This window comes from Pseudomonas sp. Irchel 3F6 (genome assembly GCF_900187595.1).
GTDB lineage: Bacteria > Pseudomonadota > Gammaproteobacteria > Pseudomonadales > Pseudomonadaceae > Aquipseudomonas > Aquipseudomonas siliginis.
The window spans coordinates 327,030-348,943 of record NZ_FYDP01000007.1 but is presented as its reverse complement, the minus strand read 5'-3'; the positions used below and the strand labels follow the sequence as shown (position 1 = coordinate 348,943).

The window sequence follows — 21,914 nt, the reverse complement described above, 5'->3', positions numbered from 1 at the left end:
GTTTTCGGTTCTGCAATCGTTGACTTCGACAAGATCGACAGCGCACCAGAAGAAAAAGCTCGCGGTATCACCATCAACACCGCGCACGTTGAGTACAACTCGAAGATCCGTCACTACGCTCACGTTGACTGCCCAGGTCACGCTGACTACGTGAAGAACATGATCACCGGTGCTGCTCAGATGGACGGCGCTATCCTGGTTTGCTCGGCCGCTGATGGTCCGATGCCGCAAACCCGTGAGCACATCCTGCTGTCCCGTCAGGTTGGCGTTCCGTACATCGTGGTCTTCCTGAACAAGGCTGACCTGGTAGACGACGCTGAGCTGCTGGAACTGGTTGAGATGGAAGTTCGTGACCTGCTGTCGACTTACGACTTCCCGGGCGACGACACTCCGATCATCATCGGTTCGGCTCGTATGGCGCTGGAAGGCAAAGACGACAACGAGATGGGCACCACTGCCGTCAAGAAGCTGGTTGAAACTCTGGATGCCTACATCCCAGAACCAGTTCGTATGATCGACAAGCCATTCCTGATGCCAATCGAAGACGTATTCTCGATCTCGGGTCGCGGTACTGTTGTGACTGGTCGTATCGAGCGCGGTATCGTTCGCGTTCAGGATCCGCTGGAAATCGTTGGTCTGCGTGACACCGCCGTTACTACTTGCACCGGTGTTGAAATGTTCCGCAAGCTGCTCGACGAAGGTCGTGCTGGCGAGAACTGCGGCGTTCTGCTGCGTGGTACCAAGCGTGACGACGTTGAGCGTGGCCAGGTTCTGGTCAAGCCAGGTTCGGTCAAGCCGCACACCAAGTTCACCGCAGAAGTTTACGTTCTGAGCAAGGAAGAAGGCGGTCGTCACACTCCGTTCTTCAAAGGCTACCGTCCACAGTTCTACTTCCGTACTACTGACGTGACTGGTAACTGCGAGCTGCCAGAAGGCGTTGAAATGGTAATGCCAGGTGACAACATTCAGATGACTGTTACCCTGATCAAAACCATCGCGATGGAAGACGGTCTGCGTTTCGCTATCCGTGAAGGCGGTCGTACCGTCGGCGCTGGCGTCGTAGCAAAAATCATCGAATAAGCGGTTGTAATGTATTTTTCGGGCCGGCATAATGGTCGGCCTGATTTTGTTTTAGGTCAGTAGCTCAATTGGCAGAGCGACGGTCTCCAAAACCGTAGGTTGGGGGTTCGATTCCCTCCTGACCTGCCAGATTCACTCGGTGTATCTGGCTTTCTTTTCACAGGATCTTCATAGATGACTCCTAAAGCTGAAGCTCAAGGCTCTCGCTTCGATCTGCTCAAGTGGCTTGTAGTAGTCGCTTTAGTGGTTGTTGGCGTTGTTGGCAATCAGTATTACGCTGCTTCGCCGATCCTGTACCGTGTACTCGCTTTGCTTGCCATTGCTGCCGTAGCTGCCTTTGTAGGCCTGCAAACCGCGAAGGGCAAGTCTTTCTTTGTACTGGTTAAGGAAGCTCGCACCGAGATTCGTAAAGTCGTGTGGCCAACTCGCCAAGAAACCACGCAGACCACGCTGATTGTCGTGGCTGTTGTTCTGGTTATGGCGTTGCTGTTGTGGGGTCTTGATTCCCTGCTCGGCTGGCTTGTTTCCTTGATTGTCGGCTAAGGGTGTCCCGTGGCTAAGCGTTGGTATGTTGTGCATGCTTACTCGGGTTACGAGAAGCATGTGATGCGCTCGCTGATCGAGCGCGTAAAGCTGGCTGGCATGGAAGATGGCTTCGGCGAGATTCTGGTTCCCACTGAAGAAGTGGTTGAGATGCGTAACGGCCAGAAGCGCAAAAGCGAACGGAAGTTCTTTCCAGGCTATGTGCTGGTCCAGATGGATATGAACGAGGGTACTTGGCACTTGGTCAAGGATACTCCTCGGGTGATGGGTTTTATCGGCGGTACCGCTGACAAGCCTGCGCCAATTACAGATAAAGAGGCAGAAGCGATTCTGCGTCGCGTTGCTGATGGTAGCGACAAGCCTAAGCCGAAGACATTGTTCGAGCCAGGTGAGACGGTGCGTGTCAACGACGGTCCATTCGCTGATTTCAATGGCGTTGTGGAAGAAGTTAACTACGAAAAGAGCCGGATCCAAGTGGCTGTGCTCATTTTCGGTCGCTCTACTCCGGTGGAGCTCGAGTTCAGTCAGGTCGAGAAGGTCTAACTGGACAAGCAATCCCAACCCCGCAGCCTTAGGCTGTGGGGTTTTGTCGTCACTGGGATAAACGCGCAAGTAACCGGGGAGCCTTTCGAGGCGTTCGAACCCGTAATTGGAGTGCCTCATGGCCAAGAAGATTACCGCTTACATCAAGCTGCAAGTGAAGGCCGCTCAGGCTAACCCAAGTCCACCGGTTGGTCCTGCTCTGGGTCAGCACGGCGTGAACATCATGGAATTCTGCAAGGCTTTCAACGCCCGTACCCAGGGTCTTGAGCCAGGTCTGCCGACTCCAGTGATCATCACTGTCTACAGCGACCGTAGCTTCACTTTCGAAACCAAATCCACCCCTGCTTCGGTTCTGCTGAAGAAGGCGGCCGGTCTGACCAGCGGTTCCGCTCGTCCGAACACCGTTAAGGTTGGCACTGTTACCCGTGCTCAGCTGGAAGAAATCGCGAAAACCAAAAACGCGGATCTGACTGCAGCTGATATGGATGCAGCCGTGCGTACTATCGCCGGTTCTGCTCGTAGCATGGGCCTTAACGTGGAGGGTGTGTAATGGCTAAGCTGACCAAGCGTCAAAAGGCTATCGCCGGCAAAATCGAAGCAGGCAAGGCCTACAACATTGTAGACGCCGCTGCTCTGCTGGCCGAGCTGTCGACTGTCAAGTTCAGCGAGTCGTTCGACGTTGCTGTAAACCTGGGTGTAGACCCGCGTAAATCCGACCAGGTTGTTCGTAGCGCTACTGTGCTGCCACACGGCACTGGCAAGACCGTTCGCGTTGCTGTGTTCACCCAGGGTCCAGCTGCTGAGGCCGCTCTGGCTGCCGGCGCTGACCGTGTAGGTATGGACGACCTGGCTGCCGAAATGAAAGGCGGCGACCTGAACTATGACGTAGTGATCGCATCCCCGGATGCCATGCGCGTTGTAGGTCAGTTGGGTCAGATCCTCGGTCCACGTGGCCTGATGCCTAACCCTAAAGTCGGCACCGTAACTCCAGACGTAGCCAACGCGGTCAAGAACGCCAAGGCTGGTCAGGTTCGTTATCGCACCGACAAAAACGGCATCATCCACACTTCCGTTGGCAAGATCGGCTTCGACGCCGTCAAGCTGAAGGAAAACGTTGAAGCCCTGATCGCTGATCTGAAGCGTATCAAGCCAGCTTCCTCGAAAGGTATTTACGTCAAGCGCGTTACCCTGAGCACCACTATGGGCCCAGGTCTGGTTATCGACCAGAGCTCGCTCGACGCGTAAGACAAAGGTTGGCGCGGATTGCCGCGCCAATTGAAAGATTGGGGTCCCTGCCTGGCGGGGGCTATCCAAGACCGTAGGCGGCGCAAGCCTTAAACCTCAAGCCTACGCAGATGGTGCTCCCGGTTCCTTACCGAATCAGACACCAAAACGACATTCGGTTCCGATCGAATGAAACGGTAACAAGCAGGAGTTAAACCCGTGGCAATTAATCTCGAAGACAAGAAGGCCATCGTCGCTGAAGTCAACGAGGCTGCCAAAGTCGCTCTGTCCGCTGTCGTGGTTGATGCACGTGGCGTAACAGTAGGCGCAATGACCGGACTCCGTAAAGAGGCTCGTGAAGCTGGCGTTTACGTACGTGTTGTACGTAACACCCTGCTCAAGCGCGCTGTTGCTGACACTCAATACAGTGTCCTCAACGACGTGTTCACCGGCCCGACCCTGATTGCATTCTCGAACGAACATCCGGGCGCTGCTGCCCGTATCTTCAAAGAGTTTGCCAAGGGTCAGGACAAGTTCGAGATCAAGGCAGCTGCGTTCGAGGGCAAGTTCCTCGCAGCTAATCAGATCGACGTACTGGCAACTCTGCCGACCCGTGACGAAGCAATTTCTCAGCTGATGAGCGTGATTCAAGGCGCAACCAGCAAATTGGCTCGTACTCTGGCGGCAATTCGCGACCAGAAAGAAGCTGCCGCAGCCTAAGGCTCGTCACTTCTCGCGTTTTTTGTTTATTTCGATGGTCGCGTAGGCCGTCCCCCAATTCAGGAATTGAGTCATGTCTCTGACTAACGAACAAATCATCGAAGCAATCGGCCAGAAATCCGTAGTGGAAATCGTTGAGCTGATCAAAGCGATGGAAGAAACCTTCGGTGTTACCGCTGCTGCCGCTTCGGCTGGCCCAGCTGTAGCTGCTGCTGCTGTTGAAGAGCAAACCGAGTTCAACGTTGTTCTGCTGGAAGCTGGCGAGAAGAAGGTTAACGTGATCAAGGCAGTTCGTGAACTGACTGGTCTGGGCTTGAAAGAAGCCAAAGAGAAAGTAGACGGCGCTCCTCAGGTTGTAGCTGAAGGCGTTTCGAAAGAAGCGGCTGAAGACGCCAAGAAGAAGCTGGAAGAAGCAGGCGCTAAAGTCGAGCTGAAGTAAGCATCGACTTTGCTCCTCCAGCCCGAGCGTCAAGCGACAGGCTGATGGCTGGTGGCTCTTGCCACCGGCCTTTTTCCGTTATTGGCAGCCGACTGGGTCGGTGCTGATAAAGGCGCTGTAACCACCCGATGCGGTGGCGCAAACCATGGGGTTTGCACGATTTTCTGGCTGCTCCCGTCGGGAGGGGCCAAACAAGCAGGTGACCAAGCTGGGGAACGCTGATGGCTTACTCATATACTGAGAAAAAACGTATCCGCAAGGACTTTAGCAAGTTGCCGGACGTCATGGATGTGCCTTACCTCCTGGCCATCCAGCTGGATTCGTATCGTGAATTCTTGCAAGCGGGAGCGACTAAAGATCAGTTCCGCGACGTGGGCCTGCATGCGGCCTTCAAATCCGTTTTCCCGATCATCAGCTACTCCGGCAATGCTGCGCTGGAGTACGTCGGTTATCGCCTGGGCGAACCGGCATTTGATGTCAAAGAATGCGTATTGCGCGGTGTAACTTTCGCCGTACCTTTGCGGGTAAAAGTGCGCCTGATCATCTTCGACAAAGAATCGTCGAACAAAGCGATCAAGGACATCAAAGAGCAAGAAGTCTACATGGGTGAAATCCCCCTGATGACTGAGAACGGTACCTTCGTAATCAACGGTACCGAGCGTGTTATCGTTTCCCAGCTGCACCGTTCCCCGGGCGTGTTCTTCGACCACGACCGCGGCAAGACGCACAGCTCCGGCAAACTGCTGTACTCGGCTCGCATCATTCCTTACCGCGGTTCGTGGCTGGACTTCGAATTCGACCCGAAAGACTGCGTCTTCGTGCGTATCGACCGTCGTCGCAAACTGCCGGCTTCGGTACTGCTGCGCGCACTCGGTTACACCACCGAAGAAGTGCTGGACGCGTTCTACACCACCAACGTATTCCACCTGAGCGGCGAGACCCTCAGCCTGGAACTGGTGCCATCGCGCCTGCGTGGTGAGGTTGCGGTTCTGGACATCCAGGACGAGAAGGGCAAGGTCATCGTTGAGCAAGGCCGCCGTATTACCGCGCGCCACATCAACCAGATCGAGAAAGCCGGTATCAAGACGCTGGACGTGCCACTGGACTACGTCCTCGGCCGCACCACCGCCAAGGCTATCGTGCACCCGGCTACCGGCGAAATCCTGGCCGAATGCAACACCGAGCTGAACACTGAAGTCCTGGCAAAGATCGCCAAGGCCCAGGTCGTTCGCATCGAGACCCTGTACACCAACGACATCGACTGTGGTCCGTTCGTCTCCGACACACTGAAGATCGACTCCACCAGCAACCAATTGGAAGCGCTGGTCGAGATCTATCGCATGATGCGTCCAGGCGAGCCGCCAACCAAAGACGCTGCCGAGACCCTGTTCAACAACCTGTTCTTCAGCCCTGAGCGTTATGACCTGTCTGCGGTCGGCCGGATGAAGTTCAACCGTCGTATCGGTCGTACCGAGATCGAAGGTTCGGGCGTGCTGTGCAAGGAAGACATCGTCGCGGTCCTGAAGACTCTGGTCGACATCCGCAACGGTAAAGGCATCGTCGATGACATCGACCACCTGGGTAACCGTCGTGTTCGCTGCGTAGGCGAAATGGCCGAGAACCAGTTCCGCGTTGGCCTGGTACGTGTTGAGCGTGCGGTCAAAGAGCGTCTGTCGATGGCTGAAAGCGAAGGCCTGATGCCGCAAGATCTGATCAACGCCAAGCCAGTGGCTGCCGCGGTGAAAGAGTTCTTCGGTTCCAGCCAGCTGTCGCAGTTCATGGACCAGAACAACCCGCTGTCCGAGATCACCCACAAGCGTCGTGTCTCTGCACTCGGCCCTGGCGGTCTGACTCGTGAGCGCGCAGGCTTCGAAGTCCGTGACGTACACCCGACTCACTACGGTCGTGTCTGCCCGATTGAAACGCCGGAAGGTCCGAACATCGGCCTGATCAACTCCCTGGCTGCGTACGCTCGCACCAACCAGTACGGCTTCCTGGAAAGCCCGTACCGCGTGGTGAAAGAGGGTGTGGTCACCGACGAGATCGTGTTCCTGTCCGCTATTGAAGAAGCCGATCACGTGATCGCGCAGGCTTCGGCGACCATGAACGAGCAGAAAGTCCTGATCGACGAACTGGTTGCCGTACGTCACCTGAACGAATTCACCGTCAAGGCGCCGGAAGACGTCACCCTGATGGACGTTTCGCCGAAGCAGGTTGTGTCGGTTGCAGCGTCGCTGATTCCGTTCCTCGAGCACGACGACGCCAACCGTGCGTTGATGGGTTCGAACATGCAGCGTCAGGCTGTACCGACTCTGCGCGCTGACAAGCCGCTGGTAGGTACCGGCATGGAGCGTAACGTAGCCCGTGACTCCGGCGTTTGCGTCGTGGCTCGTCGTGGTGGCGTGATCGACTCCGTCGACGCCAGCCGTATCGTGGTTCGTGTTGCCGATGACGAAGTTGAAACCGGTGAAGCCGGTGTCGACATCTACAACCTGACCAAATACACCCGCTCGAACCAGAACACCTGCATCAACCAGCGTCCGCTGGTACGTAAAGGTGATCGCGTTCAGCGTAGCGACATCATGGCCGACGGCCCGTCCACCGACATGGGTGAGCTGGCACTGGGTCAGAACATGCGCATCGCGTTCATGGCATGGAACGGCTTCAACTTCGAAGACTCCATCTGCCTGTCCGAGCGTGTTGTTCAGGAAGACCGTTTCACCACGATCCACATTCAGGAACTGACCTGTGTGGCCCGTGACACCAAGCTTGGCCCAGAGGAAATCACTGCGGACATCCCGAACGTGGGTGAAGCTGCACTGAACAAGCTGGACGAAGCCGGTATCGTTTACGTAGGTGCTGAAGTAGGCGCAGGCGACATCCTGGTGGGTAAGGTCACTCCGAAAGGCGAGACCCAACTGACTCCGGAAGAAAAACTGCTGCGTGCAATCTTCGGTGAAAAAGCCAGCGACGTTAAAGACACCTCCCTGCGCGTGCCAACCGGCACCAAAGGTACTGTCATCGACGTACAGGTCTTCACCCGCGACGGCGTTGAGCGTGATGCTCGTGCACTGTCGATCGAGAAGTCCCAGCTGGACGAGATCCGCAAGGATCTGAACGAAGAGTTCCGCATCGTTGAAGGCGCGACTTTCGAACGTCTGCGTTCCGCACTGGTAGGCCACAAGGCCGAAGGCGGCGCCGGCCTGAAGAAAGGTCAGGACATCACCGACGAAGTACTCGACGGTCTTGAGCACGGCCAGTGGTTCAAACTGCGCATGGCTGAAGATGCGCTGAACGAGCAGCTCGAGAAGGCTCAGGCCTACATCGTTGATCGTCGCCGTCTGCTGGACGACAAGTTCGAAGACAAGAAGCGCAAACTGCAGCAGGGCGATGACCTGGCTCCAGGCGTGCTGAAAATCGTCAAGGTTTACCTGGCAATCCGTCGCCGCATCCAGCCGGGCGACAAGATGGCCGGTCGTCACGGTAACAAGGGTGTGGTCTCCGTGATCATGCCGGTTGAAGACATGCCGCACGATGCCAATGGCACCCCGGTCGACGTAGTCCTCAACCCGCTGGGCGTACCTTCGCGTATGAACGTTGGTCAGATTCTCGAAACCCACCTGGGCCTCGCGGCCAAAGGTCTGGGCGAGAAGATCAACCGGATGGTCGAAGAGCAGCGTAAAGTCGCTGAACTGCGCACTTTCCTGGACGAGATCTACAACCAGATCGGCGGTCGTAACGAAGATCTGGACAGCTTCTCCGATCAGGAAATCCTCGATCTGGCGAACAACCTGCGTGGCGGCGTTCCAATGGCCACTCCAGTGTTCGACGGCGCCAAGGAAAGCGAAATCAAGGCCATGCTGAAACTGGCAGACCTGCCGGAAAGCGGCCAGATGCAGCTGACCGACGGCCGTACCGGCAACAAGTTCGAGCGTCCAGTTACCGTTGGCTACATGTACATGCTGAAGCTGAACCACTTGGTAGACGACAAGATGCACGCGCGTTCTACCGGTTCTTACAGCCTGGTTACCCAGCAGCCGCTGGGTGGTAAGGCGCAGTTCGGTGGTCAGCGTTTCGGGGAGATGGAGGTCTGGGCACTGGAAGCATACGGTGCTGCTTACACTCTGCAAGAAATGCTCACAGTGAAGTCGGACGATGTGAACGGCCGTACCAAGATGTACAAGAACATCGTGGATGGCGATCACCGTATGGAGCCGGGCATGCCCGAGTCCTTCAACGTGTTGATCAAGGAAATTCGTTCCCTCGGCATCGATATCGATCTGGAAACCGAATAACACGTGACGCGAATCGAGAGCGGGGCAGGATTGCCCGCTCTCTGCTCCGCCAGGAGGAAAGGCCTTGAAAGACCTACTGAATTTGCTGAAAAACCAGGGTCAAGTCGAAGAGTTCGACGCCATCCGTATCGGATTGGCCTCGCCGGAGATGATCCGTTCGTGGTCGTTCGGTGAAGTTAAAAAGCCGGAAACCATCAACTACCGTACGTTCAAACCTGAGCGTGACGGCCTGTTCTGCGCCAAGATCTTTGGCCCGGTAAAGGATTACGAGTGCCTGTGCGGTAAGTACAAGCGCTTGAAGCACCGTGGTGTGATCTGCGAGAAGTGCGGCGTTGAAGTTGCACTGGCCAAGGTTCGTCGTGAGCGCATGGCGCACATCGAGCTGGCTTCGCCGGTTGCCCACATCTGGTTCCTGAAGTCGCTGCCGTCCCGTATCGGCCTGCTGATGGACATGACCCTGCGTGATATCGAGCGCGTTCTCTACTTCGAGAGCTATGTCGTTATCGATCCAGGCATGACCACCCTTGAAAAAGGTCAGCTGCTGAACGACGAACAGTACTTCGAAGCGCTTGAAGAGTTCGGAGACGATTTCGACGCCCGCATGGGTGCCGAAGCTGTCCGTGAACTGCTGCACGCTATCGACCTGGAGCACGAGATTGGCCGTCTGCGCGAAGAGATTCCGCAAACCAACTCGGAAACCAAGATCAAGAAGCTGTCCAAGCGTCTGAAATTGATGGAAGCCTTCCAGGGTTCCGGCAACCTGCCAGAGTGGATGGTGCTGACCGTTCTGCCGGTTCTGCCGCCAGATCTGCGTCCACTGGTCCCGCTGGATGGCGGTCGTTTCGCGACCTCCGACCTCAACGATCTGTATCGTCGAGTGATCAACCGTAACAACCGTTTGAAGCGCCTGCTGGATCTGTCCGCTCCGGACATCATCGTGCGCAACGAAAAGCGCATGTTGCAGGAAGCGGTCGATGCATTGCTCGACAACGGTCGTCGTGGTCGCGCTATCACCGGTTCCAACAAGCGTCCTCTGAAATCCCTGGCTGACATGATCAAGGGTAAGCAGGGTCGTTTCCGTCAGAACTTGCTCGGTAAGCGTGTTGACTACTCCGGTCGTTCGGTAATTACCGTAGGCCCGACCCTGCGTCTGCACCAGTGCGGTCTGCCGAAGAAGATGGCTCTCGAGCTGTTCAAGCCGTTCATTTTTGGCAAGCTGGAAATGCGTGGTCTGGCGACCACCATCAAAGCGGCCAAGAAAATGGTCGAGCGCGAACTGCCAGAGGTTTGGGACGTTCTCGCTGAAGTGATTCGCGAACACCCGGTTCTTCTCAACCGTGCACCGACCCTTCACCGTCTGGGTATCCAGGCGTTTGAACCGGTACTGATCGAAGGTAAGGCTATCCAGCTGCACCCGCTGGTCTGCGCCGCGTACAACGCCGACTTCGACGGCGACCAAATGGCCGTGCACGTACCGCTGACACTGGAAGCCCAGCTCGAAGCGCGTGCGTTGATGATGTCGACCAACAACATTCTGTCGCCAGCCAACGGTGAGCCAATCATCGTTCCGTCGCAGGACGTTGTATTGGGTCTGTACTACATGACTCGTGAAGCGATCAACGCCAAGGGCGAAGGTCGTGTGTTCGCGGATCTGCAGGAAGTCGACCGTGTGTTCCGTGCCGGCGAAGCTGCACTGCACGCCAAGGTCAAGGTTCGTATCAACGAAACCGTCAACGACCGTGACGGCAACAGCGTGAGCGGTACCCGTATCGTCGACACCACTGTCGGCCGTGCGCTGCTGTTCCAGGTTGTGCCGAAAGGTCTGTCGTTCGACGTCGTCAACCTGCCGATGAAGAAAAAGGCGATCTCCAAGCTGATCAACCAGTGCTACCGTGTGGTTGGTCTGAAAGAGACCGTGATCTTCGCTGACCAGTTGATGTACACCGGTTTCGCTTACTCGACCATCTCCGGCGTTTCGATCGGTGTTAACGACTTCGTTATCCCGGATGAAAAAGCCCGCATCATCGGTGCAGCCACCGACGAAGTGAAAGAGATCGAGAGCCAGTACGCCTCCGGCCTGGTAACCCAGGGCGAGAAGTACAACAAAGTGATCGACCTCTGGTCGAAAGCGAACGACGAAGTTTCCAAGGCGATGATGGCCAACCTCTCGAAAGAGAAAGTCATCGACCGTCACGGCGACGAAGTCGACCAAGAGTCTTTCAACTCGATGTACATGATGGCCGACTCGGGTGCGCGGGGTTCCGCAGCACAGATTCGTCAGCTGGCCGGTATGCGTGGTCTGATGGCCAAGCCGGACGGTTCCATCATTGAAACGCCGATTACTGCGAACTTCCGTGAAGGTTTGAGCGTACTTCAGTACTTCATCTCGACTCACGGTGCTCGTAAAGGTCTGGCGGATACCGCGTTGAAAACTGCGAACTCCGGTTACCTGACTCGTCGTCTGGTAGACGTGGCGCAGGATCTGGTTGTAACCGAGATCGATTGCGGTACCGAACACGGTCTGCTGATGACTCCGCACATTGAAGGCGGTGACGTTGTAGAGCCGTTGGGTGAGCGCGTATTGGGTCGTGTCATTGCCCGTGACGTATTCAAGCCAGGCACCGAGGACGTCATCGTTCCTGCCGGTACTCTGGTAGACGAGAAGTGGGTCGAATTCATCGAGCTGAACAGCATCGACGAAGTGATCGTGCGTTCGCCGATCAGCTGCGAAACCCGCTATGGCATTTGCGCCAAGTGCTACGGCCGTGATCTGGCTCGTGGTCACCAGGTGAACATCGGTGAAGCGGTCGGCGTTATCGCTGCCCAGTCCATCGGTGAGCCGGGTACCCAGCTGACCATGCGTACGTTCCACATCGGTGGTGCGGCAAGCCGTACTTCCGCGGCCGACAGCGTTCAGGTGAAGAATGGCGGTACCGTCCGTCTGCACAACCTGAAGCACGTTGAGCGAGTGGATGGTCACCTGGTTGCTGTGTCCCGTTCCGGTGAGCTGGCAATCGCTGACGATTTCGGTCGTGAGCGCGAGCGTTACAAGCTGCCGTACGGTGCTGTGATTTCGGTTAAAGAAGGTGACAAGGTCGACGCTGGCGCAATCGTGGCCAAGTGGGATCCGCACACTCACCCGATCGTTACCGAAATGAAAGGTACCGTGACCTACGTGGGCATGGAAGAAGGCATCACGATCAAGCGTCAGACTGACGAATTGACCGGTATGACCAACATTGAAGTACTCGACGCGAAAGATCGTCCTGCAGCGGGCAAAGAAATTCGTCCTGCAGTGAAGATGGTCGACGACAACGGCAAGGATCTGTTGCTACCAGGCACTGACGTTATCGCTCAGTACTTCCTGCCAGCCAACGCCCTGGTCGGTGTGGCTGACGGTGCGAAGATTGCGATCGGTGATGTTATCGCTCGTATCCCGCAGGAAACTTCGAAGACCCGCGACATCACCGGTGGTCTGCCGCGTGTTGCCGACCTGTTTGAAGCGCGTCGTCCGAAAGAAGCGTCGATTCTGGCTGAAGTCAGCGGCACCATCGCGTTCGGTAAAGAGACCAAGGGCAAGCGCCGTCTGGTCATTACCCCGAACGACGGTAGCGATCCGTACGAAGAGCTGATTCCGAAGTGGCGTCACCTGAACGTCTTCGAAGGCGAACAGGTAAACCGCGGCGAAGTTATCTCCGACGGTCCAAGCGATCCGCACGACATCCTGCGTCTGCTGGGTGTAAGCGCGCTGGCCAAGTACATCGTCAACGAGATCCAGGACGTTTATCGTCTGCAAGGCGTGAAGATCAACGACAAGCACATCGAGACCATCCTGCGTCAGATGCTGCGTAAAGTTGAGATCTCCGAGTCCGGCGATTCCAGCTTCATCAAGGGCGACCAGATGGAACTGACTCACGTTCTGGTCGAGAACGAGCGTCTGAGCGCGGAAGACAAGTTTGTCTCCAAGTTCACTCGCGTTCTGCTGGGTATCACCAAGGCGTCGTTGTCCACCGAATCGTTCATCTCGGCGGCTTCCTTCCAGGAAACCACCCGCGTACTGACCGAAGCGGCAGTCACCGGCAAGCGCGATTACCTGCGCGGCCTGAAAGAAAACGTAGTCGTGGGTCGTCTGATCCCGGCCGGTACCGGTCTTGCCTATCACAGCGAGCGCAAGCGTCGCCGTGATGCCGACAAGCCGTTGCGCGTAAGCGCCAGTGAAGTGGAAGCTGCACTGACCGAAGCGCTGAACTCGAGCGGTAACTGAGTTCTGCGATAAACGAGAGTGAGGCCCTGATCGCTCCGTTCGTCGAATCGAGACATTAAGTCAAGGTTCGATGGGCGGGGAGGTCGGGGCCTTGCCTTGACTGGAATCAAGATCCTCTTTAGACTCTTGATCCCCTAAATTTGGCGGGAATTCGTTCCTGCCATTTTGCTTTTCTTGCAAGACAATAGCGTCGCAAGACAACAGTGGAGCTAGTAGATGGCAACTATCAACCAGCTGGTACGTCAGCCGCGTAAGCGTATCGTCGAGAAATCCGACGTGCCTGCGCTGCAGAACTGCCCGCAACGTCGTGGCGTGTGCACCCGTGTGTACACCACCACGCCGAAAAAACCTAACTCGGCACTGCGTAAAGTATGCCGTGTGCGTCTGACCAACGGTTTCGAGGTTTCCTCGTACATCGGTGGTGAAGGCCACAACCTGCAAGAGCACAGCGTGGTACTGATCCGCGGCGGTCGTGTAAAAGACTTGCCAGGTGTTCGTTACCACACCGTTCGCGGCTCCTTGGATACTTCCGGCGTTAAAGGCCGTAACCAGGGTCGTTCGAAGTACGGTACCAAGCGTCCGAAGTAATCGGCCGTTTTGCAGATTTTTATTTTATTGAGTCGATAAGAGTAAGGTCGGGCACGCATCCTCTGGATCTGTCCCGAGCTAACCTGAAGACCGCTTGAGGGCTTATCATGCCAAGACGTCGCGTAGCAGCAAAGCGTGAGATTCTGGACGATCCGAAATACGGAAGCCAGATCCTCGCCAAATTCATGAACCACGTTATGGAAAGCGGCAAGAAAGCCGTTGCCGAGCGTATCGTTTATGGTGCCCTGGAAACCGTTGCGGCCCGTAAGGCTGGCACCGATCCCCTGGAACTCTTCGAAAAAGCACTCGACGCCATCGCTCCGCTGGTCGAAGTGAAGTCGCGCCGCGTTGGTGGTGCTACTTACCAGGTTCCGGTCGAGGTTCGTCCTTCCCGTCGTAACGCTCTGGCAATGCGCTGGTTGGTAGACTTCGCCCGTAAGCGCGGCGAGAAGTCTATGGCTCTGCGTTTGGCTGGCGAACTGCTGGATGCTGCTGAAGGTAAAGGTGCTGCTGTTAAGAAGCGTGAAGACGTGCACCGTATGGCCGAAGCTAACAAAGCTTTCTCGCACTACCGCTTCTAATTTTAGCTTCACTAATTTTGCGAGGGCTTTATGGCTCGTACTACTCCGATTAGCCGCTACCGTAACATCGGTATCGTCGCTCACGTGGATGCTGGTAAAACCACCACCACCGAGCGCGTACTGTTTTACACCGGCAAAAGTCACAAAATGGGCGAGGTGCATGATGGCGCCGCGACCACAGACTGGATGGTTCAGGAGCAGGAGCGTGGTATTACCATTACTTCTGCTGCCATTACCGCCTTCTGGAAAGGTTCCGAGAAGCAGTACTCTCACGAGCACCGTTTCAACGTAATCGATACCCCGGGCCACGTTGATTTCACCATTGAAGTTGAGCGTTCCCTGCGCGTACTCGACGGCGCTGTCGTTGTGTTCTGCGGTACTTCGGGTGTTGAGCCGCAGTCGGAAACCGTATGGCGTCAAGCCAACAAATACGGCGTTCCACGTCTTGTTTACGTAAACAAGATGGACCGTGCCGGCGCCAACTTCCTGCGCGTGATCGGTCAGATCAAGCAGCGTCTGGGTCACACTCCGGTGCCGATCCAGTTGGCCATCGGTTCCGAAGACAACTTCCAGGGTCAGATCGATCTGATCAACATGCAAGCTGTCTACTGGAACGACTCCGACAAAGGTATGGTTCCTGTTCGCAAGGACATTCCTGCCGAGCTGCAAGAGCTGGCGGAAGAGTGGCGCAACAACATGGTTGAAGCTGCCGCCGAAGCCAACGAAGAGCTGATGAACAAGTACCTGGAAGGCGAAGAGCTGTCGATCGAAGAGATCAAGGCTGCTTTGCGTCAGCGTACTATCGCCGGCGAAATCGTTCTGGCCGTTTGCGGTTCTTCGTTCAAGAACAAGGGCGTTCCCCTGGTTCTCGACGCCGTTATCGACTACCTGCCTGCTCCGACCGACATTCCTGCTATCAAGGGTTCCAACCCTGATAACGAGGAAGAAGAGATGGAGCGTCATGCAGACGACAACGAGCCTTTCGCGGCTCTGGCGTTCAAGATCGCTACCGACCCATTCGTGGGTACTCTGACCTTCGTCCGCGTTTACTCGGGCGTGTTGAACTCCGGCGACGGCGTGATCAACTCGGTCAAAGGCAAGAAAGAGCGCGTGGGTCGTATGGTGCAAATGCACGCAAACGCCCGTGAAGAGATCAAGGAAGTACGCGCTGGTGACATCGCGGCCCTGATCGGCATGAAGGACGTCACCACTGGTGAAACCCTCTGCAACGCTGACAAGCCAATCATCTTGGTTCGCATGGACTTCCCGGAGCCGGTTATTTCGGTTGCTGTAGAGCCTAAGACCAAGGATGACCAGGAAAAAATGGGTATCGCTCTGGGCAAACTTGCTCAGGAAGACCCGTCTTTCCGCGTTAAAACTGATGAAGAGACTGGTCAGACGATCATCTCCGGCATGGGCGAGCTGCACCTGGACATCCTGGTTGACCGGATGCGCCGTGAGTTCAACGTCGAAGCCAACATCGGCAAGCCTCAGGTTTCGTATCGTGAGCGCATCACGAAGAACTGTGAAATCGAAGGCAAGTTCGTTCGTCAGTCCGGTGGTCGCGGCCAGTTCGGTCACTGCTGGATCCGTTTTGCTCCTGCTGACGAAGGTCAGGAAGGTCTGCAATTCGTGAACGAAGTTGTAGGTGGTGTGGTTCCTAAGGAATACATCCCGGCTATCCAGAAGGGTATCGAAGAGCAGATGAAGAACGGCGTTGTTGCCGGCTATCCGCTGATCGGCCTGAAGGCTACCGTGTTCGATGGTTCTTACCACGACGTCGACTCCAACGAGATGGCGTTTAAAGTGGCTGCTTCCATGGCGACCAAGCAACTGGCCCAGAAGGGTGGTGGTGAGTTGCTCGAGCCGATCATGGCGGTAGAGGTTGTTACGCCTGAAGACTATATGGGTGATGTGATGGGCGACCTTAACCGTCGTCGCGGCATGATCCAGGGTATGGAAGACACAGTGTCCGGCAAGGTTATCCGTGCCGAGGTTCCACTGGGTGAGATGTTCGGTTATGCGACCGACGTTCGTTCCATGTCCCAGGGTCGCGCAAGCTACTCTATGGAATTCAAAAAATATGATACGGCTCCGTCGCACATCGTCGAATCCGTAACCAAAAAACAAGGCTGATTCAGCCCCTTTAGGCTAGGAGTTAATTGTCGTGGCTAAAGAAAAATTTGATCGTTCCCTACCGCACGTCAACGTTGGCACCATCGGTCACGTTGACCACGGTAAAACCACTCTGACTGCTGCTCTGACTCGCGTTTGCTCTGAAGTTTTCGGTTCTGCAATCGTTGACTTCGACAAGATCGACAGCGCACCAGAAGAAAAAGCTCGCGGTATCACCATCAACACCGCGCACGTTGAGTACAACTCGAAGATCCGTCACTACGCTCACGTTGACTGCCCAGGTCACGCTGACTACGTGAAGAACATGATCACCGGTGCTGCTCAGATGGACGGCGCTATCCTGGTTTGCTCGGCCGCTGATGGTCCGATGCCGCAAACCCGTGAGCACATCCTGCTGTCCCGTCAGGTTGGCGTTCCGTACATCGTGGTCTTCCTGAACAAGGCTGACCTGGTAGACGACGCTGAGCTGCTGGAACTGGTTGAGATGGAAGTTCGTGACCTGCTGTCGACTTACGACTTCCCGGGCGACGACACTCCGATCATCATCGGTTCGGCTCGTATGGCGCTGGAAGGCAAAGACGACAACGAGATGGGCACCACTGCCGTCAAGAAACTGGTCGAAACTCTGGATGCCTACATCCCAGAACCAGTTCGTATGATCGACAAGCCATTCCTGATGCCAATCGAAGACGTATTCTCGATCTCGGGTCGCGGTACTGTTGTGACTGGTCGTATCGAGCGCGGTATCGTTCGCGTTCAGGACCCGCTGGAAATCGTTGGTCTGCGTGATACCACCGTTACTACTTGCACCGGTGTTGAAATGTTCCGCAAGCTGCTCGACGAAGGTCGTGCTGGCGAGAACTGCGGCGTTCTGCTGCGTGGTACCAAGCGTGACGACGTTGAGCGTGGCCAGGTTCTGGTCAAGCCAGGTTCGGTCAAGCCGCACACCAAGTTCACCGCAGAAGTTTACGTTCTGAGCAAGGAAGAAGGCGGTCGTCACACTCCGTTCTTCAAAGGCTACCGTCCACAGTTCTACTTCCGTACTACTGACGTGACTGGTAACTGCGAGCTGCCAGAAGGCGTTGAAATGGTAATGCCAGGTGACAACATTCAGATGACTGTTACCCTGATCAAAACCATCGCGATGGAAGATGGTCTGCGTTTCGCTATCCGTGAAGGCGGTCGTACCGTCGGCGCTGGCGTCGTAGCCAAAATCATCGAGTAAGACTTTCAAAGTCAGCTTGATGGATTGAAAAAGCCCCCGCTCAGCGGGGGCTTTTTTATTGGGTTGACACCTATCGGGGGCGTCTATAGAATTGCGCCTCCTTTTAACGGGCGTATTGCGCCCGGTGGGAATAGCAGCCGGAGTCTGAAATCCAATGCAAAATCAGCAAATCCGTATCAGGTTGAAGGCTTTTGACCATCGCCTGATCGACCAATCAACCCAGGAAATCGTGGAAACCGCGAAACGTACTGGTGCTCAAGTGCGTGGTCCAATTCCACTGCCTACCCGTAAAGAGCGGTTCACCGTTCTGGTTTCCCCGCACGTCAACAAAGACGCGCGTGACCAGTACGAGATCCGCACTCATAAGCGTGTTCTGGACATCGTCCAGCCAACGGATAAAACCGTTGACGCGCTGATGAAGCTTGATCTTGCGGCCGGTGTGGAAGTGCAGATCAGCCTCGGCTAAGACTCGGTCTTGGTCGTGTAACGCTCTGAAATGGGCGGCCATAGCGGGTGAAAGCCCCGTACACTCATGAGGTTTACAACATGACTATTGGTGTAGTCGGTCGTAAATGCGGTATGACCCGTATTTTCACCGAAGAAGGTGTCTCCATTCCGGTCACGGTCATTGAGATCGAGCCGAATCGCGTCACCCAGTTCAAAACTGAAGAGACCGATGGCTATCGTGCAGTGCAAGTCACTGTCGGCGAGCGTCGCGCTTCGCGTGTAACAGCAGCTCAGGCTGGCCACTTCGCTAAAGCGAACGTTGCCGCTGGTCGCACCACCATGGAATTCCGCCTTGAAGAAGGCGAGTACCAGGCTGGCGATCTGATCAACGCTGAAATCTTCGCCGCTGGTCAACTGGTTGATGTAACCGGTCAGTCCAAGGGTAAAGGCTTCCAGGGTACGATCAAGCGTTGGAATTTCCGCGGGCAAGATAACACCCACGGTAACTCCGTATCCCACCGCGTCCCAGGCTCTATCGGCCAGTGCCAGACTCCTGGTCGTGTATTCAAGGGCAAAAAAATGTCCGGTCATATGGGCGCTGAGCGCGTGACCGTGCAGTCCCTGGAAGTAGTGCGCGTGGACGCTGAACGCAATCTGTTGTTGGTCAAGGGTGCTGTTCCTGGCGCTACTGGCGGCAACCTGGTTGTACGTCCAGCAGCCAAGGCTCGCGGTTAAGGGGAAGCTGACATGCAATTAAATGTAAATGACGCTCAAGCGATCGAAGTTTCCGAACTGACATTTGGCGGCGAATTCAACGAGACGCTGGTTCACCAAGCAGTCGTGGCCTACATGGCCGGCGGCCGTCAAGGTAGCAAGCAGCAGAAGACCCGTTCCGACGTTCGTGGTGGCGGCAAGCGCCCATGGCGTCAGAAAGGTACTGGCCGTGCTCGTGCCGGTACTATCCGTAGCCCAATCTGGCGTGGCGGCGGTACCACTTTCGCAGCTCGTCCACAGGATCACTCCCAGAAGCTGAACAAGAAGATGTATCGCGCAGCAATGCGTTCCATCCTTGCTGAGCTGGTGCGTACTGATCGTCTGGTCGTGGTTCAGGATTTCGCTGTTGAAACTCCGAAAACCAAAGATCTGCTGGGCAAACTGAACAACATGAGCCTGACCGACGTTCTGATCGTGTCGGACGCTGTTGATCAGAACCTGTACCTGGCTGCTCGCAACCTGCCGCACGTAGATGTACGTGACGTGCAAGGTTCCGATCCAGTTAGTCTGATCGCATACGACAAGGTGTTGATCACCGTGTCGGCCGTGAAGAAATTCGAGGAGCTGCTGGGATGAACCAGGAACGCGTATTTAAAGTTCTGCTTGGCCCGCACGTTTCCGAGAAGGCTACGGTTCTGGCAGACAAGAAAGGCCAGTTCGTTTTCAAGGTTGCTACCGATGCAACCAAGCTGGAAATCAAGAAGGCCGTCGAAAGCCTGTTCAGCGTGAAAGTAGAGCGCGTCACTACCCTGAACGTTCTGGGTAAGAGCAAGCGCACTGCTCGCGGTCTGGGCAAGCGTAATGACTGGAAGAAGGCAGTTATCTCCCTTCAGCCAGGCCAAGATCTCGATTTCAGCAGCAGTGCTGAGTAAGGAAGGGGTGCATCATGGCAATCGTTAAATGCAAACCGACTTCCCCTGGCCGCCGTTTTGTGGTCAAGGTGGTCAACCAGGAGCTGCATAAAGGCGCTCCTCACGCACCGCTGCTCGAGAAAAAATCGAAGTCTGGTGGTCGTAACAACAATGGCCGTATTACCACTCGTCACATCGGTGGTGGTCATAAGCAGCATTACCGTATGGTCGATTTCCGTCGCAACGACAAAGATGGCATCGTCGCCACTGTCGAGCGTATCGAATACGATCCAAACCGTACTGCTCACATCGCACTGCTGTGCTACGCAGACGGCGAGCGTCGCTACATCATCGCCCCTAAAGGCGTGAGTGCTGGCGACCAGCTGATCGCAGGCGCTCTGGCTCCAATCAAGCCAGGCAACGCTCTGCAACTGCGCAACATTCCAGTCGGTTCTACCGTACACGGCATCGAATTGAAGCCAGGTAAAGGTGCACAGATCGCTCGTTCCGCTGGTGCTTCGGCTCAGCTGATCGCTCGTGAAGGTGTCTACGTGACCCTGCGTCTGCGTTCCGGTGAAATGCGTAAAGTCCTGGCTGAATGCCGTGCGACCCTGGGTGAAGTCTCGAACTCCGAGCACAGCCTGCGTTCGCTGGGTAAAGCTGGTGCCAAACGCTGGCGTGGCGTTCGCCCAACCGTTCGTGGTGTTGCCATGAACCCGGTTGACCACCCACATGGTGGTGGTGAAGGTCGTACCTCTGGTGGTCGTCATCCGGTATCGCCATGGGGCTTCCCGACTAAGGGCGCGAAGACTCGTGGTAATAAGCGTACCGACAAAATGATCGTCCGTCGTCGCAAGTAAATAGAGGGATACGACAGTGCCACGTTCTCTGAAAAAAGGTCCTTTTATTGATCTTCACCTACTGAAGAAGATCGAAGTGGCGGCGGAAAAGAACGATCGCAAACCAATTAAAACCTGGTCGCGTCGTTCGATGATCCTGCCACAAATGGTCGGTCTGACCATCGCAGTACACAACGGTCGTCAGCACGTCCCAGTTCTCGTTAACGAAGACATGGTCGGCCACAAACTGGGCGAGTTCGCCGGTACCCGCAACTATCGCGGGCACGTGGCTGACAAGAAAGCCAAGCGTTAAGGGGTAAGGAAATGGAAGTAGCCGCTAAGTTGTCGGGCGCTCGAATCTCCGCCCAGAAAGCCCGCTTGGTCGCCGACCAGATCCGCGGGAAGAAGGTGGGCGAAGCGCTCAACCTGTTGGCTTTCAGCAGTAAGAAAGCCGCCGAGATCATGAAGAAAGTGCTGGAGTCGGCCGTAGCCAACGCCGAGCATAACGAAGGCGCAGACGTTGATGACCTCAAGGTCAGCACCGTTTTCGTCAACGAAGGGCGTTCGCTGAAGCGCATCATGCCACGTGCCAAAGGCCGTGCTGATCGCATCGTCAAGCGGTCTTGCCATATCACTGTCAAGGTTGCTGACAAGTAACGGAGTCGAAGAGATGGGTCAGAAAGTACATCCCATTGGCATTCGCCTGGGAATCGTCAAGGAGCACACCTCCGTCTGGTACGCAGACGGTCGGACTTATGCGGACTATTTGTTCGCAGATCTGAAAGTGCGTGAGTATCTCCAAGACAAACTAAAAAGCGCGTCCGTAAGCCGTATCGATATCCATCGTCCGGCCCAAACTGCACGCATCACCATCCACACCGCTCGTCCAGGTATCGTTATCGGGAAGAAAGGTGAAGATGTTGAGAAACTGCGTCAGGACCTGACCAAGCAAATGGGTGTGCCTGTGCACATCAATATCGAAGAGATCCGCAAGCCGGAGCTCGACGGTATGCTGGTTGCGCAGAGCGTAGCTCAGCAGCTGGAGCGTCGTGTAATGTTCCGTCGCGCTATGAAGCGCGCTGTACAGAACGCCATGCGCATTGGTGCCAAAGGCATCAAAATCCAAGTGAGCGGTCGTCTCGGCGGTGCTGAAATCGCACGTACTGAATGGTATCGCGAAGGTCGTGTGCCACTGCACACCCTGCGTGCCGACATCGACTATGCCAACTACGAAGCTCACACCACTTACGGTGTGATCGGTGTAAAGGTTTGGATCTTCAAAGGCGAAGTTATTGGTGGTCGCCAAGAAGAACTGAAACCACAAGCACCAGCGCCTCGTAAAAAAGCTGCTAAGTAAGGGGTACG

Annotated in this window: 21 protein-coding genes and 1 tRNA gene; all 22 read left to right on the top strand. The window is 55.7% G+C overall.

The window, feature by feature from the left end:
* Window positions 1–1,080 (top strand): elongation factor Tu (gene tuf, locus CKW30_RS22680; protein ID WP_095181968.1); only part of this gene is annotated, 1,080 nt, incomplete at its 5' end.
* A gap of 53 nt (window positions 1,081–1,133) precedes the next feature.
* Window positions 1,134–1,209: transfer RNA gene (locus CKW30_RS22675), tRNA-Trp, on the top strand.
* Window positions 1,210–1,254: 45 nt separating this feature from the next.
* On the top strand, window positions 1,255–1,623 hold the full coding sequence (secE, locus tag CKW30_RS22670) for a preprotein translocase subunit SecE (RefSeq protein ID WP_016772937.1): 369 nt from the start codon (window positions 1,255–1,257) through the stop codon (window positions 1,621–1,623).
* 9 nt (window positions 1,624–1,632) lie between these two features.
* On the top strand, window positions 1,633–2,166 hold the full coding sequence (gene nusG, locus CKW30_RS22665; RefSeq protein ID WP_007957598.1) for a transcription termination/antitermination protein NusG: 534 nt from the start codon (window positions 1,633–1,635) through the stop codon (window positions 2,164–2,166).
* A gap of 118 nt (window positions 2,167–2,284) precedes the next feature.
* On the top strand, window positions 2,285–2,716 hold the full coding sequence (rplK, locus tag CKW30_RS22660; RefSeq protein ID WP_003176435.1) for a 50S ribosomal protein L11: 432 nt from the start codon (window positions 2,285–2,287) through the stop codon (window positions 2,714–2,716).
* Window positions 2,716–3,411 (top strand): 50S ribosomal protein L1, encoded by a 696-nt coding sequence (gene rplA, locus CKW30_RS22655; RefSeq protein WP_024014523.1) that lies wholly within the window; start codon window positions 2,716–2,718, stop codon window positions 3,409–3,411. Before rplK ends, rplA begins: the two co-directional genes overlap by 1 nt.
* Window positions 3,412–3,609: 198 nt before the next feature.
* Window positions 3,610–4,110, top strand: coding sequence for a 50S ribosomal protein L10 (gene rplJ / locus CKW30_RS22650; protein WP_008081912.1), 501 nt, complete (start codon window positions 3,610–3,612; stop codon window positions 4,108–4,110).
* A 73-nt stretch (window positions 4,111–4,183) separates the two neighbouring features.
* Window positions 4,184–4,549 (top strand): 50S ribosomal protein L7/L12, encoded by a 366-nt coding sequence (gene rplL, locus CKW30_RS22645; protein ID WP_007962228.1) that lies wholly within the window; start codon window positions 4,184–4,186, stop codon window positions 4,547–4,549.
* 221 nt (window positions 4,550–4,770) lie between these two features.
* Window positions 4,771–8,844, top strand: coding sequence for a DNA-directed RNA polymerase subunit beta (gene rpoB, locus CKW30_RS22640; protein ID WP_016772939.1), 4,074 nt, complete (start codon window positions 4,771–4,773; stop codon window positions 8,842–8,844).
* A gap of 64 nt (window positions 8,845–8,908) precedes the next feature.
* Window positions 8,909–13,108: a DNA-directed RNA polymerase subunit beta' gene (gene rpoC, locus CKW30_RS22635; protein ID WP_016772940.1), complete on the top strand. Its 4,200-nt coding sequence runs from the start codon at window positions 8,909–8,911 to the stop codon at window positions 13,106–13,108.
* Between the two features lie 216 nt (window positions 13,109–13,324).
* A complete protein-coding gene (gene rpsL / locus CKW30_RS22630; protein WP_003186084.1) occupies window positions 13,325–13,696 on the top strand; it encodes a 30S ribosomal protein S12 in 372 nt (123 codons plus the stop codon).
* A 107-nt stretch (window positions 13,697–13,803) separates the two neighbouring features.
* The gene (rpsG, locus tag CKW30_RS22625) at window positions 13,804–14,277 is read left to right on the top strand and encodes a 30S ribosomal protein S7 (protein WP_016772941.1); all 474 of its coding nucleotides are present in this window, start codon (window positions 13,804–13,806) and stop codon (window positions 14,275–14,277) included.
* Between the two features lie 30 nt (window positions 14,278–14,307).
* On the top strand, window positions 14,308–16,413 hold the full coding sequence (gene fusA / locus CKW30_RS22620) for an elongation factor G (protein WP_016772942.1): 2,106 nt from the start codon (window positions 14,308–14,310) through the stop codon (window positions 16,411–16,413).
* A gap of 31 nt (window positions 16,414–16,444) precedes the next feature.
* A complete protein-coding gene (gene tuf, locus CKW30_RS22615; protein WP_064361246.1) occupies window positions 16,445–17,638 on the top strand; it encodes an elongation factor Tu in 1,194 nt (397 codons plus the stop codon).
* Window positions 17,639–17,792: 154 nt separating this feature from the next.
* Entirely contained in the window at window positions 17,793–18,104 is a 312-nt protein-coding gene (rpsJ, locus tag CKW30_RS22610) for a 30S ribosomal protein S10 (protein ID WP_003186070.1), read from the top strand.
* Between the two features lie 80 nt (window positions 18,105–18,184).
* The gene (gene rplC, locus CKW30_RS22605) at window positions 18,185–18,820 is read left to right on the top strand and encodes a 50S ribosomal protein L3 (protein ID WP_003228738.1); all 636 of its coding nucleotides are present in this window, start codon (window positions 18,185–18,187) and stop codon (window positions 18,818–18,820) included.
* A gap of 12 nt (window positions 18,821–18,832) precedes the next feature.
* Complete coding sequence (rplD, locus tag CKW30_RS22600; RefSeq protein ID WP_003228735.1) at window positions 18,833–19,435, top strand: 50S ribosomal protein L4; 603 nt, start codon at window positions 18,833–18,835, stop codon at window positions 19,433–19,435.
* Window positions 19,432–19,731: a 50S ribosomal protein L23 gene (rplW, locus tag CKW30_RS22595; protein WP_002555488.1), complete on the top strand. Its 300-nt coding sequence runs from the start codon at window positions 19,432–19,434 to the stop codon at window positions 19,729–19,731. Before rplD ends, rplW begins: the two co-directional genes overlap by 4 nt.
* A 14-nt stretch (window positions 19,732–19,745) precedes the next feature.
* Window positions 19,746–20,570, top strand: coding sequence for a 50S ribosomal protein L2 (gene rplB / locus CKW30_RS22590; protein ID WP_016772943.1), 825 nt, complete (start codon window positions 19,746–19,748; stop codon window positions 20,568–20,570).
* 16 nt (window positions 20,571–20,586) lie between these two features.
* On the top strand, window positions 20,587–20,862 hold the full coding sequence (rpsS, locus tag CKW30_RS22585) for a 30S ribosomal protein S19 (RefSeq protein ID WP_011336172.1): 276 nt from the start codon (window positions 20,587–20,589) through the stop codon (window positions 20,860–20,862).
* Window positions 20,863–20,873: 11 nt separating this feature from the next.
* Window positions 20,874–21,206, top strand: a complete 333-nt coding sequence (gene rplV, locus CKW30_RS22580) for a 50S ribosomal protein L22 (protein WP_003103908.1) — start codon at window positions 20,874–20,876, stop codon at window positions 21,204–21,206.
* Between the two features lie 13 nt (window positions 21,207–21,219).
* Window positions 21,220–21,906 carry a 30S ribosomal protein S3 gene (rpsC, locus tag CKW30_RS22575; RefSeq protein ID WP_003176422.1) on the top strand — a complete coding sequence of 229 codons (687 nt, stop codon included), beginning with the start codon at window positions 21,220–21,222 and terminating at the stop codon, window positions 21,904–21,906.
* Window positions 21,907–21,914: the final 8 nt, after the last annotated feature.

Excerpts from the sequence above, each read along its gene's own strand:
- rplK (WP_003176435.1), top strand. The coding sequence starts at position 2,285 with ATGGCCAAGAAGATTACCGCTTACATCAAGCTGCAAGTGAAGGCCGCT.
- fusA (WP_016772942.1), top strand. The coding sequence starts at position 14,308 with ATGGCTCGTACTACTCCGATTAGCCGCTACCGTAACATCGGTATCGTC.
- secE (WP_016772937.1), top strand. The coding sequence starts at position 1,255 with ATGACTCCTAAAGCTGAAGCTCAAGGCTCTCGCTTCGATCTGCTCAAG.
- rplC (WP_003228738.1), top strand. The coding sequence starts at position 18,185 with ATGACTATTGGTGTAGTCGGTCGTAAATGCGGTATGACCCGTATTTTC.
- rplB (WP_016772943.1), top strand. The coding sequence starts at position 19,746 with ATGGCAATCGTTAAATGCAAACCGACTTCCCCTGGCCGCCGTTTTGTG.
- rplV (WP_003103908.1), top strand. The coding sequence starts at position 20,874 with ATGGAAGTAGCCGCTAAGTTGTCGGGCGCTCGAATCTCCGCCCAGAAA.
- rpoB (WP_016772939.1), top strand. The coding sequence starts at position 4,771 with ATGGCTTACTCATATACTGAGAAAAAACGTATCCGCAAGGACTTTAGC.
- rplW (WP_002555488.1), top strand. The coding sequence starts at position 19,432 with ATGAACCAGGAACGCGTATTTAAAGTTCTGCTTGGCCCGCACGTTTCC.
- rplA (WP_024014523.1), top strand. The coding sequence starts at position 2,716 with ATGGCTAAGCTGACCAAGCGTCAAAAGGCTATCGCCGGCAAAATCGAA.
- rplL (WP_007962228.1), top strand. The coding sequence starts at position 4,184 with ATGTCTCTGACTAACGAACAAATCATCGAAGCAATCGGCCAGAAATCC.
- rplD (WP_003228735.1), top strand. The coding sequence starts at position 18,833 with ATGCAATTAAATGTAAATGACGCTCAAGCGATCGAAGTTTCCGAACTG.
- rpsJ (WP_003186070.1), top strand. The coding sequence starts at position 17,793 with ATGCAAAATCAGCAAATCCGTATCAGGTTGAAGGCTTTTGACCATCGC.
- rpsG (WP_016772941.1), top strand. The coding sequence starts at position 13,804 with ATGCCAAGACGTCGCGTAGCAGCAAAGCGTGAGATTCTGGACGATCCG.
- rpsC (WP_003176422.1), top strand. The coding sequence starts at position 21,220 with ATGGGTCAGAAAGTACATCCCATTGGCATTCGCCTGGGAATCGTCAAG.
- rpsL (WP_003186084.1), top strand. The coding sequence starts at position 13,325 with ATGGCAACTATCAACCAGCTGGTACGTCAGCCGCGTAAGCGTATCGTC.